The sequence below is a fragment of the Caulobacter hibisci genome, assembly GCF_016135805.1.
Classification (GTDB): Bacteria; Pseudomonadota; Alphaproteobacteria; order Caulobacterales; family Caulobacteraceae; genus Caulobacter; species Caulobacter hibisci.
Genome location: NZ_JADWOX010000019.1, coordinates 1 through 13,196, shown reverse-complemented (window position 1 = coordinate 13,196; position 13,196 = coordinate 1). Strand labels below are relative to the sequence as shown.

Sequence of the window (13,196 nt, the reverse complement as noted above, 5' to 3'; positions counted from 1 at the left end):
GGGTTTCGGATCAGAAGGGCGACTGGACGGTCAGCCTCAGGCCCTGGCTGTCGCTGTCCTTCGAGACCATGTTGTCGAAGTCCAGCCCGATCGTCCAACCGCTCTTGACGGTGAGATCGGCGCCGAGTTCCAGCCGCAGCTGGTCTCGGTCGATCGGGTCCACCGCCAGGCGGTAGGTCGGCCCGCCCACCCAGTCGGTGTAGCTGAGCAGGGCGTCGTTGGCCTTCTCGAAGTCGTGCGAGTACTCGACCCGGAAGCGCGGCGACAGCAGGCCGGCGGCGGTCTTGCGGGCGAACGCCCCGCGCAGGCCCAGCGTGCCGGTCAGGCTGCGCACGGTCTGCTCGTGGTAGGTCAGGCCATAGGGCCCGCCGCCGTTTTCCGAGAAGGCGTCGAGCACCGACCGGCTGTAGGCCACCCGTCCGTAGGGCGACAGCAGGCTGGTCTGGGTCCGGCGTTCCACCCCGAAGGTCAGGGCCGCGAACAGCTGGTCGCCGTCACGCTCGCCGTTCACCAGCTCGCCCGTCGTGGTGACGTAGCGGCGGGTGTCGAAGTCGAGCGAGCCCAGGCCGATGACCCCGTCGATGAAGGTCTTCTCGCCCGGCTGCAGGCTGGCGTAGAGGCCGGCGCTGTAGCTTTCGGCCCGGCTCTTGGTGCCGTTCTTGCCGATCTTGCTGGAGTCGCGGCCGTAGCCGAGACCCAGGCCGAAGGCGAACCGGTCGTTGACCCGGTAGTCGACACCGCCGGTCAGGCCGTCGGTCGTGAAGCGGAAGCCGCTTTGCGAGCCGACCGTGTCGCGCATCCCGAAGTCCGCCGAGCCGGCCGCCCAGACGCCCCAGCGCTTGGGACCGGCCTGGCCTTCATCGTCGTCCTTGCGGGCCGCGTAGTCCGCCGCATCGGAGGCCGAGGCGGCCGGCAGCAGCGGCGAAGACGGATCGGCGGCGTCGTTCATGCCGAGGCTGGCGTACTTGCGGAACCGCTCGCGCGCTTCCAGGCCGTCCTCCCGCTCGGTCTTGCCGCCGCGAACGCTGACCCCGAACCCGCGACCCGCGCCGCCGCCGTTGTGCAGTTGCTCGAGGCGACGGTTGAAGTTGCTGATCTGGGCGTCGGCGAAGCGGACGGCCGCCGCGTCCTGCGCCGCGACCAGGCCCTTCACTTCCGGATCCTGGGACGGATCGGGACGGGCGGTCACGATCACGTTGATCCGGCCGGGGGCCGAGGTCGCGAAGGCGTTGCTCAGGGTGTAGGTCACCACCGCCGTGCCCGCGAAGGCGTTGTCGGGGGTGAAGGTCAGGGTGTAGGCGCCGGCCGACGGATTGGTGACCGCCGCCGTCCCCGAGTTGGTCGGGGTGATCGTCGCCACCGCAGCGCCGGTGAACGGTCCGCCGCTGGCGCCGGCCACGAGGTTCACCACCGCCTTCTGGCCGGCGAGGATCTCGACGGTGATCGGCGGCGCGGTGAGCGGCGCGGGATTGACCGTCACCGTCACCGGCACCGGGTTCGACGCCCCGAAGGGGTTGTTGATCCGGTAGGTGAAGGCGTCGGCGCCCGAGAAGCCCGCAGCCGGCGTGTAGACCACCGACAGGCCGTTGATAGTCGCCGTGCCCTTGGTGGGGGCGGTGGCGATGGTCACGCTGGTGAACGGGCTGCCCGTCGCGCCTTGGGTCGCCGCCAGGGTGGCCGCCTGGCCGGCCAGGACGGTAAGTACCTGGGCCGTCTGGGTCGGGACCGACAGCGGGGAGACCGTGACGGTGACCGTCGCCGGACCGCCCGTGCCGCCTTCGCCCGTGGCCGTGTAGGTGAAGGTGTCCGTGCCGAAGAAGTTGGCGGCCGGGACGTAGTTGACGCTGAGGCCCGACACCGTCGCCGTACCGTGGCTCGGGGCCGAGGCGATGGCGATGGTGGCGATCGGGCCGGTGTCGTTGGCGGTCACCGCGATGGCGACCGTGCCGTTGGCGGCCACCGAGGCGGCGTCGTCGACCACCACCGGGGCCGGAGCGGCGACGGCCACGCCGATCGCGGCGGGCGCCGAGGTGCCCCCCGGACCGGTGGCGGCGTAGGTGAAGCTGTCGGAACCGTAGTAGCCGGGGTTGGGGGTGTAGAGGATCTGCACCGAGCCCGAGCCGCCTTGCGAACGCATCCGCGAGGCGCCGCCGGTCACCACCGCCGTGCCGTGTTGCGGCGGGTCGACAATGACGACGCTGTCGTAGAAGCCGTCGATCAGGTTGGAGACGTCGATGACCGTCGGCGAACCGGCCGGCGTCGTGGTGTTGGTCGGCTCCACCACCGGCGGCGGCGCGGCGTTCACCGTCAGGGTCGGGCTGACGCTGGCCGTGAACGGTCCCGAACCCGTGGCGGAGTCGGTGACGGTCACGTTGAGCGGGAACGCGCCTTCGTCGGTCGGCGTCCCGGAGAGCACGCCGGTCGAGCTGTTGAAGGACAGGCCGGTCGGCAGGCTGCCGCTCAGGACGTAGTGGTACGGAGCCACGCCGCCGCTGGTCTGGAAGCTCAGGCTGTAGGCCACGCCCCAGTCCGCCGCCGGCGCGGAGGCCGGCGTCAGGGTCAGGGTCGGGGCGGCGATGGTCAGCGACAGGGTGTCGGTTCCCACCGCGCCGAAGCTGTCGGTGGTGGTGACGGTGAAGCCGAAGGTCCCCGCGGCCGTCGGCGTGCCCGAGATCGCGCCCGAGCCGCCGAGGGTCAGACCGGCCGGCAGCGCGCCGGTGGTCAGGGCGTAGGTGTAGGGACCCGTGCCGCCGCTGGTCGACAGCACCTGGCTGTAGGCCTGGCCGGCGACACCGCTGGGCGGCGAGCTGGTGACCAGGGTGACCTGGGCGATCGACAGGCCGTAGGCGCCGGCGACCGTGAAGCCGTTGGCGTCGGTGGCCGTCACCGTGAAGTTGAAGTTTCCGGTGGCCGACTGGGCGGCTGAGCCGGAGATCACCCCGGCCGTGCTGAGGGTCAGGCCGCTCGGCAGGGCGCCGCCGGTGACCGCGTAGCTGTAGGGCGAGGCGCCGCCCGCCGCCGTGAAGGTGGCGGTGTAGGGCACCGTGGCCGTGCCGTTCGGCACAGTGGCCGGCGACAGGGTCATGGACGGCGCGCCGACCACCAGGCTGTAGGCCGATGGCGTGCCGACATAGGGACCCGGCGCGGCCGAACCGTCGCTGGGCGTGATGGTGAAGTTGAAGGTTCCGGTGACCGTGGCCGAGCCGGAGAGCACGCCCGCCGGGCTCAGGGTCAGGCCGGCCGGCAGGGCGCCGGCGGTGACCCCAAAGGTGCGGGGCGCCGCGCCGCCCGAAGCCGTGAAGGCCTGGTTGTAGGCGACGAAGGCCGTGGCGGTCGGCAAGGCGCCGGCCGTCGGGCTGGTGATCGTCACCGCCGGCGCGGCGATCACGATCGGGAAGGTGGTCGAACCAGTCGCGCCATGGGCGTCGGTGGCCGTGATCACCGCGTTGAAGGTTCCCGCCGCCGTCGGCGCGCCGGAGAGAAGGCCGGCCGTGCTCAGCGTCAGGCCGGTCGGCAGCGACGCGCCCGTGAAGGCATAGGGCGCCGTGCCGGTGGAGGCGGTGAAGGTCGCCCCGGCGTAGGCGATCGCCACCGTGCCGCCCGGAGGCGTTCCGGTGACCACGAGGGTCGGAGCGGTGACGGTGATGGTGACGGTCGCCGTGCCGGAGCTGCCGCCGTTGTTGCTGGCGGTGTAGGTGAAGCTGTCGGCGCCCGAATAGCCGGCGGTCGGGGTATAGAGGAAGTTGAGGCCGCTGACAGTCGCCGTGCCGTGGGTCGGAGGCGTGGCGACGGCGACGCTGGCGGCGGGCGCGCCGCTAAGCGCGGGCGCCACCGTGTTGGCGCTGCTGTTGGCCGCGACGGTCGTCGTGACCGCCCCCGCTGTCGGCGGAACGTCCGGGCTGACCGTCAGGGTGTAGCTCTGATCGACCTGGCCGGCCGAACCGCTGGTCGAGTCCTGGATGCGGATGATGAAGCTGTAGCTGCCGATGGTGGTCGGCGTGCCAGAGATCGCGCCCGTCGTCGGATTCAGGGTCAATCCCGGAGGCAGGGGACCCGAGCCCGTGGCCAGGTTGAAGCTGTAGGGCGCGATGCCTCCGCTGACGGAGATGGTCTGGCTGTAGGCCGCGTTCTCGGTCGCCCCCGGCAGGCTGGAGGTCGAGACCACCAGGCTCGGAGCGCTCACGGTGATGCTGTAGGCGTTGGAGGCGTTGTAGCTGTTGCCGCTGCTGTCGGTGACCGTGACCGTGAAGCTGAAGCTCCCGGTGGTGGTCGGCGTGCCGGACAGCCCGCCGCTCGTCGAGAGTGTCAGCCCCGGAGGCAGGGTCCCTGTCCAGCCATAGGTGCGGGGCGCCACGCCGCCGGTGCTGGTGAAGGTCTGGTTGTATGCGGTTCCCGCGTCGACGCCCGGCAGGGCGCCGGCTGCGGGCGACAGGGTGATGGTCGGCGCGGCGATGTTCAGGGTGGCCGAGGCGGTGCTGGTGTAGGCGCCGGCGCCCGTCGAACTGTCGGTGGCGGTGACGATCACCGTGGCGGTGGTCGCCGTGGTCGGCGTGCCGCTGATGACACCCGAGCTGCTGATCGTCAGGCCGGTCGGAAGGCCCGTGGCCGAGATGTTCGAATAAGGGGCGACGCCGCCGCTGAGGATCACGGGCGCGCCGCCGCTGTTGTAGGCCGCGCCCACCGTGCCGGTCGCCGCAGGCAGAGTGACCGACAGCACCGGGTTGCTCACCGGAACGGTGACCGTGGCCAGGCTCGACGTTCCTCCGGCGTTGGTCGCGGTGTAGGTGAAGCTGTCATTGCCGCGGAAACCGACGGCCGGCGTGTAGGAAACCAGGCCCGCGCTGTCGATGCTGACCGAGCCTCCGCCCGTGGTCGTGGCTGAGCCGACCGCATAGCTGGTCGGGCTGTTGGCGACATGGCCGGTCACGCTGAAGGTCGCGGCCGAGGCCGAACCGCTGTTGTAGGCGACCGCCGAGGCCGTGAACGACGAGGCCGTCGGCGCCGGCGGCAGCGACACCGTCAGGGTCGCCGTGGCGTTGGCGGTGTAGGGCCCCGCGCCCGTCGAGCTGTCGGTGATGTTGACGGTGACGGTGAAGACCCCGTCGGCCGTGGGCGTTCCGCTGATGACGCCGCCGCCGGCGTCGGTCAGGCCCGAAGGCAGGCTGATGCTGTTGATGGTGTAGGTCGACCGGCCGCCCGCGGGCGTCACCAACGCGGCGCCGGCGTTGTAGACCGTGCCTACCGTGGCCGTGCTCGCCGGCAGGGTCACCGTGAGGGTGGGATTGCCGATCGTGACGGTGACGGTCGCGGGCGACGACGTTCCAGCCCCGTTGGTCGCCGTATAGGTGAAGCTGTCATTGGCGTTGCGATAGCCGACGGGCGGCGTGTAGGTCGCGCTCCCGCTGCTGTCGATGCTGACGCTGCCGCCCTGGGCCGTCGTCGCCGAACCGACCGCATAGCCGGTGGGGCTGTTGGTGACGCTGCCGCCGGTGGCGACGTCGATGCTGGTCGTCGCGTTGGCGCCGGTGTTGTAGGCAATGATCGAGCCGTAGGTGAAGCTGCTGGCCGTCGGCGGCGCGACATATGTGTAGGTCGTCGAGGCCGAACCGCCGCCGGTCGTCACCACCAGGGCGATCGCGCCGGCCGCATGGGCGGGCGAGGTGAAGACGACCGTGGTTGCGGTCGTCGAGGTCGGCGTCACGCCGCCGCCATCGACCGTGAGCGTCGCGCCCGACAGGTTGGAGCCGTTGATCGTCACGGTCGTCCCGCCCGCCGTCGAGCCGGACGACGGCGACACCGACGAAATCGTCGGCGCGGCGAGAAAGGTGTAGCCGGACGAGGCCGAGCCGCCGGCGGTCGTCACGACCACGGCGATCGAACCGGCCACGTGGGCGGGCGTGTTGAAGACGATCGAGCTGGCGCTCGCCGAGGTCGGCGTCACGCCGACGCCGTCCACCGTCAGCGTCGCGTTCGACAGGTTCGAGCCGCTGATCGTCACGACGTCCCCGCCCCCTGTGGGCCCGGAACTCGGCGACAGCGACGAGATCGTCGGCGCGGTGACATACTCATAGCTGGACGACGCCGAACCGCCGCCGGTGGTCACGACCAAGGCGACCGAACCGGCCGCGTTGGCGGGGGCGGTGAAGACGACGGTGCTGGCGCTCGTCGAGGTGGGCGTCACGCTGCCGCCGTCGACCGTGAGCGTCGCGCCCGAAAGATTGGAGCCGTTGATCGTGACCGAGTTCGTGCCGGCCAGCGGCCCCGAACTGGGCGACACCGACGAGATCGTCGGCGCGGCGACATAGGTGTAGGTGCTCGAAGCCGTACCGCCGCTGGTGGTCACGGCCACGGTCACCGGTCCGGCCGCGTGGGCGGGGGCGGTGAAGACGACGGAAGTGGCGTTCGTCGAGGTCGGAGTCACGGCGCCGCCGGCGACCGTGAGGGTCGCGCCCGCCAGGTTCGTGCCGTTGATCGTGACCGAGTTCGTGCCGGCCGTCGGGCCGGAGCTGGGCGACAGCGACGAGATCGTCGGCGCCGCGATATAGGTGTAGCTGGACGACGCCGTGCCGGCGGGGGTGGTGACGACCAGCGACACAAGGCCCGGCGCGTGCGCGGGGGCGGTGAAGACCACCGTGCCGGCGGTGGTCGAGGTCGGCGTCACGCTGGCGCCGTCGACCGTCAGCGTCGCGCCCGACAGGTACGTGCCGTTGATGGTGACCGAGTTCGTGCCGGCCTGAGGACCGCTGGTGGGCGACACCGAAGTGATCGTCGGCGGGAGATAGCAGGCGACGGCGACCGAAACGGTGCCGGTGCCGAGATTGTCAGGCGAGCCCAATTGGGTGCCCATGGCGTATTGCGTCAGGGCCGACAGATCGTAGGTGAAAGTTCCGCTGCTGGTCGTGCTGCCCGCCAGTGCAGACGGGTTGGGCGAGTTGTTGTTTGACGCGCGTTGCAAGGCGGCCCGCAGCGTGCCGGACGTGAGGTTGATCGTGGCGGTGACCCTGAACACCTCAGTGCCATCATGGGCGTATTTCGCGCCGCCGTTATAGAAACGCGCGTCGGTGAAGGTCGCCGCGGAAGTCGTCAGACCGATACCTTGGTAAGAGTTGACGCCGCTCGAAGATTGGCGGGCGTCGGAGCTGATGATCGCGCCGCCGGAAAAGACCGAGGTCTGGTCGAGTACGCCCGCGTTGACCAGGTCGCACATGTCGGAGGCCAGGGCCGCGGCGGGCGCCAGGGCCGCGAGCGCGACCATGACGACGACGGCCAGCGCCCGCAGGCGGGTCGCGACGCTCATTCCCCTACGCACGAAACCGGTACGCGTGGAATCCCGCAGGACCCGGGCCAGCCAACCCTGAAGCATTACTTCCCCCACAGCACTTATCGACGCGAGACCAGCCCCCAGGCTCACTCTACGCGCGCATTATCCTACCAATAGATGTAACCTTAAATTGCGCACAATCCAAAGGTGTTTCCCGTGTGGATTGTCACATCGCTCGCTACACGCGAGATTAAAGTGGTCAGCATTGGGGAGGCAGGGGCGTTTCGAGCCCCGGTTCATGCGCGAGAAACTGCCGTCTTGCGCGCATAAGGCGTCAATGTATAGCTAACAACCCAACATTGAGGGAGGGCCTGACACCATGGATTTCTATATGGCGATGATCGTGCAGTTCGGGGGGAACTTCGCCCCGCGCAACTTCGCGTACTGCAACGGCCAGATAATCGGGATCACGCAGAACACCGCCCTGTTCTCACTGCTGGGAACGACCTTCGGCGGCAACGGCCAGACGACCTTCTGCCTGCCGGACCTGCGGGGCCGCGCGGCGATCGGTCCCGGCCAGGGCCCGGGCCTGCCGACCTACGTCCAGGGCGAGGTGGCCGGCGCGCCGACCACGACCCTGAGCATCCTCAACATGCCCCAGCACAACCACACCGCAGTGTTCGCGCCGTCGGGCTCGCCCAGCGTCAGCCTGACCGCCCTCAGCGGCGTCGCCAACGGCCAGCAGTCGGGCGCGCCGACCGCCGGCGCGCAGCTGTGCAACACCCACGACACCGAGAGCCTTTCGTCGCCGGGCATCTACGCCCCGACGGGCACCGCCGGCACGGCGGTGAACCTGGCGGGCGGCGCGGTCTCGGGCGTCTCCGGCACCGTGACCGTCGGCTTCGCCGGCAACACCCAGCCGTTCGACAACATGCAGCCGTATCTCGGCCTGCAATCGCTGATCTGCACCGCGGGCATCTTCCCGTCGCGCAACTAGTCGGCGGACACGACGACGCCGGTCCGCGCCCCCGCGCGAGCCGGCGTTTTCCGTTGTGGGGAAGGCCTTCCCCCTGGATCCGTCAGTTGAAGACGGCCTGGTAGAGCCTGCGGTCCGGCTGCGGCTTCAGCTGGGTGACGAAAATGGCGTGCGGGCCGCCCTTGCCGCAATCGAACTCGTAGACGCCGTCGATCAGGCTGATGTCCAGCCTGGACTCGAAGATCAGCGAGAAGGGTTCGCGGATGTCGTTGGGAAAGGGCGAGCGCTGGACGGCCGCCAGGGTGACCTCGATCGGGTGCGGCACGGTCGACACGCGCACGTCGCGCCCCACCCAGGCTTCGAAATCTTCCGGCTTCAGCAGCAGCATGGCCCCTCCTCTGTCGTCTCTTATCGTGCCGCGCGTCGGCGAACTTGCAAGCCGGAGAGCGCAACCTATGGGTCGATCTAGAGCATTTACCCGCGAGTCGTCGCGATGAAATCGCCAAGCTCGGACGCCATCCCCGTCCTGCCGGAAACGCTTCTGGCTCAGGGCGTCGCCCTCCGTCCGATCACAGACGACGACGCGCCGCTGCTGGCGCGATGGCACGCGGCCTTTCGGGCGGCGAGCTTCCCGGGATGGAACGAGGCGCAGCTGGCCCCAATGCTGGCCGACCAGTTCCGCCTGCAGCAGTTGCACTACGCCCGGGTCTATCCCGACGCCGATCACTGGCTGGCGGCGCAGGCCGAAACGCCGATCGGGCAGATCCACATCGACCGTACCCAGCCCGACTGGCGGCTGGTCGACCTGCTGGTGGCCCCCGACGCGCGAGGCTCCGGACTGGGCGGGGCGCTGCTCGGCTGGATCCAGCGGATGGCCATCGCCGAGAACGCCGCCTCGATCACCTTGGACGTGGCGATCGACAATACGCCGGCCCGGGCGCTCTACCGCAAGGCCGGCTTCGTCGATGAGGATCCCGATCCGGAGCTGGTGTTGCCGATGCGCTGGACGGTTCCGGGCTAGGGGCGCCCCCCAAATCGTCATCCCGGGGCCGCCGTAAAGCGTCGGCGGCCTTACGGGCGGCGAACCTGATCGCGGCGTCCAGCCCCCCGGGTCCCTGCTCTTCCGCCCGCCTTCGCGGGCGTGCGGCCGGGATGACGATGAGTTGGAGCTGTCCTTCAGCGCCCGACTAGAACCCGAATTCCGGCTGGGCCGCGCCCGGGTGCTGGGTTTCGGGCAGGTGGCAGGTGAAGGTCGAGCCGGCGCCCGGCTCGCTTTCCAGGGCCACCCAGCCGCCGTGCAGTTCGACCAGCGCCTTGACCAGGGCCAGGCCCAGGCCGGGACCACCGCGATCGCGGCCGACGAAGCGGTCGAAGATGTGGGCCTGGACGTGGAAGGGCACGCCCCGGCCGGTATCGGTGACGTGCAGCTTGACCTCGCCCAGCGCCCGCGTCGCCGAGATCGTCACCTTGCCGCCCGGCGGGGTCTGGCGCAGGGCGTTCTCGACCAGGTGGTCGACGGTCTGGTTGAGGCGCTTGGCGTCGCCGCGGATCAGGCCGACCTCTTCCTCGCAGATCACTTCCAGGGTGACGCCGCCGATCTCGGCGTCCTTGCCGCCGCGCTGATACGCGCCCTGCAACAGGTCGCCGACGCGGATGTCCTCGATCTCCAGCGCCATCTCGCCGGCGTCGATCTGGGCCATGTCGAGCACGTCGTCGATCGAGCGGGCCAGCTGGGTGGCGGCGGCGCGCACGGCGGCCACGTGACCCTTGCCGCGCTCGTGCAGACCCTCGGCCCGTTCCAGCAGTTCCGAATAGCCGATGATCGTCGTCAGCGGCGTGCGTAGCTCGTAGGAGACGTTGCCGACGAAGTCGCGCTTCAGCCGCTCGGCCTCGGCCAGGGCCGCCGAACGGTCGGCCAGGGCGCTTTCCAGGTGGCGGGTGTCGGTGACGTCGGCGAAGGCGATCAGGGTCGCGCCGTCGGGCAGCGGCCGGCTCTGATAGACCACGATGCGGTTGTCGGAGGTGCGCACCTCGCCCGAGGTCGGCGCGCGCATCTGCGGATCCGGATCGGCGACCCGGCCCTTCAGCTCACGCCAGAACGAAAGGTCATGCAGGCGGCGCACGCACAGCTCGACCACGCCCTCGAAGTCGCCGGCCGCCTGAAGGGCCAGGGGCGTGACGTTCCAGAAGGTCTCGAAGGCCTCGTTGTGCAGCCGCAGGCGACCGTCAGAACCGAACACGGCGACGGCGTCGTTGAGCTTGTCGAGGGTGGCCTGCTGCACCTGGATCAGGGCGTTGTACTGGGCCTTCAGGCGCAGCTCGCCGGTGATGTCGGAATAGAGCAGCAGCATGCCGCCCAGCGGGTGGGGCTGGCGCACGACTTTGAGAGTCCGCCCGTCGGGCAGGTCCCACAGCTCGTCGGCCTGCGGACCCAGGTCCTCGTAGCGGGCCAGTTCCGCGGCCTTCCACTTGGCGTAGTCCACCGTCTCGGGCAGGCGGCGACGCTGGCGCAGGCGGTCGAGCACCTCGCCGTGGGTCGGGCGTTCGGCCAGCCAGGCCGGCTCCAGGCCCCAGAGGTCGGCGAAGGCGGTGTTGTGGAACGACAGGCGGCGGCTGGCGCTGAAGATCGCCACGCCGTCGGCGATGTGGTTCAGGGTCTCGTCGTGGGCGGCGACGTGGTTCTTCAGCGTCTCGCGAACGTCTTCCACCTCGGTGACGTCGGCGCTGAACACGCCCGCCCCGCCGCCTTCCAGCGGCTTGACGGTGAAGCGGAAGGCCCGGCGGCGGCCGTCGATCGGCGTCCAGCGCACGGTCTCGCGACGCTCGCCCTTGGCGGCGGTCTCGATCGCCAGGGCGTCGACGGCGCGGTCGAAGGTCTTGCCGCCGGCCTGAAGCGCGGTCTCGACGCCGACGGCGCGCAGATAGGCGGAATTGGCCCAGGTCGGCACGCCGTCGGCGGCGGCGATCCAGGCCGGTTCGGACAGGCCGTCGACGAAGGCGGCGAAGCGGGCGGCGCTGGGCAGGCCCGCGTCGCCGGTCTGGGCGGCCAGGCGCAGCCAGGCCAGGGCGCCGGCCGCGCGGCCCTCGACGATGACCCGGCCGCCGGGACCGCCGGCCTCGAAGGCGCAGGCCTCGCCGCGCTCGAACAGGTCCTTCAGGCGGGCGGCGTGGTCGGGATCGCCAGCGACCAGGGCCGTCACCACCGCGTCGGGGCTGGCGGCGACGCCCAGCACCTGGGCGCAGGCGGCCAGGGCGTCCTCGCCGGAGACCAGGCGCGCGGCGCCGTCCTCGACCGCGACCAGGGCGTTGTCGAAGGCTTCCGACGAGGCCTGGGTCGCCAGGGAGCCATTCTCGAGTTCGTGCAGTCGGGCCAGCACGGCCGCGATCCGCGCGTCGAAGGCGCGGCGCTGGGCCAGGGCCCACAGGGTGGCGCAGATCGCCAGGCAGACCGCGCCGGCCGTCGCGGCCAGGATCAGATCAAGCGATGTCATCCGGCGTGTCGCTAGGCCCCAACAAGGCGGAAAGGTCGAATCAGATTTGGCAGCTTAGACCGGCGGCGTCACAAGCGCGATCAGCCCCTTCCCCGCGAGGCGAATGACGCTATTTGGGAAAGATGACCTGGACCGATCGCCTCGCGCCCTCGCTGGCCCCATCGCTGGACGACTTCGCCGCCCTGGCCAAGGCCGCCTTCGACGCCCTGCCCGAGGACTTCCGCCGCCTGACCGGCGACGTCGTCTTCCGCATCGACGACTTCGCTACCGACGAGGTGCTGGGTAGCCTGGGCATCGAGGATCCGTTCGAGCTGACCGGCCTCTACCAGGGCGTGGACCTGTCGCGCCGCTCGGTGCTGGACGTCGGCGGGACCCAGCCCTCGATGGTCTTCCTCTATCGCCGACCGATCCTGGACGAATGGTGCGAACGCGGCGACGTGACCCTGGGCGAGCTGGTCGAGCACGTGCTGGTCCACGAGATCGGCCACCATTTCGGGCTGTCGGACGACGACATCCACCGCATCGAGGACGAAGCATGAGCCTTTTCGACGCCGACATTTGGCGCGAGCGCATGGACGAGCGCTGGTTCGAAAGCGGCGTGGCCATCGCCGACAAGGGCGACGTCGATCTGGTTTCGATCGAGGACGAGGCGGTGACCGCCCACGTCACCGGCAGCGCCGGCGACCTCTATGTCGTCGAGCTGCGCGCCCCGGCCGGCGAGGGAAGTTGCACATGCCCCGGCTTCGAGAAGTTCGGCGCTTGCAAGCATCAGGCGGCAGTAGTCGCCGCCGTTAACAATCTCGATGCCACAGCATTTCGAGAGCTACAATCTCGCATAAATCAAATTCGCGACAGCCTATCGCTCGAATCTCGAGAAAATCTCATAGGATTAATTATCGATCTCGCGAAGAAAAATCCAAATGTCATGCAAGCCCTTAAGCAGGAAGAGGAAATAAACTCCTCACACTTCGCGCTCGACAGCGACACATTAAATAAAATTATTAAAAATATAGAGAACAAGAATGCCGAGACGTCAGTCGGATCAAAAAATCTGAAGGACGAACTTGAAAGTAATATCCTAGAACTTGAGAAATTGCTGGCAGATATAAGCCCTCCGCCTTTGGGCCACAACCACCCACCAGATTCAGTAGAAGAAGAATATAGCGAATTCGTAAAGCAAATTAGACAAAGTCAGATCGCCGTATCTTCCATCAAAAATGAACTCTCCATGCCCACCCCGGACACGATCACAATCGCAAAGGCCGGTCAAAAACTACATATCGCAAGCAACTGGCTAGGCAAGAAGGTGAACCTAGCGGCCGATGAAGCATCGAAGACGGTCGGAAAAGCTGCTGCCGTGGCGCTGATAGGTCTATCCACGGTCAGTCTCGCAAAGTGGGAAGTCATTGCTCAAAAAATCGCTTCGGCAGCGCAAGCGGTCATCGCGTGGGTAGCATCCACAATAGCC

General features: G+C 69.1%; 7 protein-coding genes. 4 read left to right on the top strand and 3 right to left on the bottom strand.

Going from position 1 to position 13,196, the window contains the following annotated elements:
- Positions 1 to 10 precede the first annotated feature (10 nt).
- On the bottom strand, positions 11 to 7,297 hold the full coding sequence (locus I4Q42_RS20910) for a putative Ig domain-containing protein (protein ID WP_198578029.1): 7,287 nt from the start codon (positions 7,295 to 7,297) through the stop codon (positions 11 to 13).
- Positions 7,298 to 7,640: 343 nt separating this feature from the next.
- On the opposite strand from I4Q42_RS20910, the gene I4Q42_RS20905 reads away from it, so the two are divergent.
- The gene (locus I4Q42_RS20905) at positions 7,641 to 8,258 is read left to right on the top strand and encodes a phage tail protein (RefSeq protein WP_198578028.1); all 618 of its coding nucleotides are present in this window, start codon (positions 7,641 to 7,643) and stop codon (positions 8,256 to 8,258) included.
- A gap of 82 nt (positions 8,259 to 8,340) precedes the next feature.
- Here the strand turns inward: I4Q42_RS20905 and I4Q42_RS20900 are convergent, their stop codons facing one another.
- On the bottom strand, positions 8,341 to 8,625 hold the full coding sequence (locus I4Q42_RS20900; RefSeq protein ID WP_198578027.1) for a DUF6916 family protein: 285 nt from the start codon (positions 8,623 to 8,625) through the stop codon (positions 8,341 to 8,343).
- A 105-nt stretch (positions 8,626 to 8,730) separates the two neighbouring features.
- Here I4Q42_RS20900 and I4Q42_RS20895 point away from each other — a divergent pair, with 105 nt between their 5' ends.
- A complete protein-coding gene (locus tag I4Q42_RS20895; protein WP_198578026.1) occupies positions 8,731 to 9,258 on the top strand; it encodes a GNAT family N-acetyltransferase in 528 nt (175 codons plus the stop codon).
- 166 nt (positions 9,259 to 9,424) lie between these two features.
- Here I4Q42_RS20895 and divL read toward each other — a convergent pair whose 3' ends face one another.
- Positions 9,425 to 11,728, bottom strand: a complete 2,304-nt coding sequence (gene divL / locus I4Q42_RS20890) for a cell cycle protein kinase DivL (RefSeq protein ID WP_198578025.1) — start codon at positions 11,726 to 11,728, stop codon at positions 9,425 to 9,427.
- A 122-nt stretch (positions 11,729 to 11,850) separates the two neighbouring features.
- Between divL and I4Q42_RS20885 the strand changes: the two genes are divergently transcribed.
- Positions 11,851 to 12,267, top strand: a complete 417-nt coding sequence (locus tag I4Q42_RS20885) for a metallopeptidase family protein (RefSeq protein ID WP_198578024.1) — start codon at positions 11,851 to 11,853, stop codon at positions 12,265 to 12,267.
- The coding region (locus I4Q42_RS26515; RefSeq protein ID WP_198578023.1) for an SWIM zinc finger family protein at positions 12,264 to 13,196 on the top strand (933 nt) is incomplete at its 3' end. The genes I4Q42_RS20885 and I4Q42_RS26515, both read left to right, overlap by 4 nt.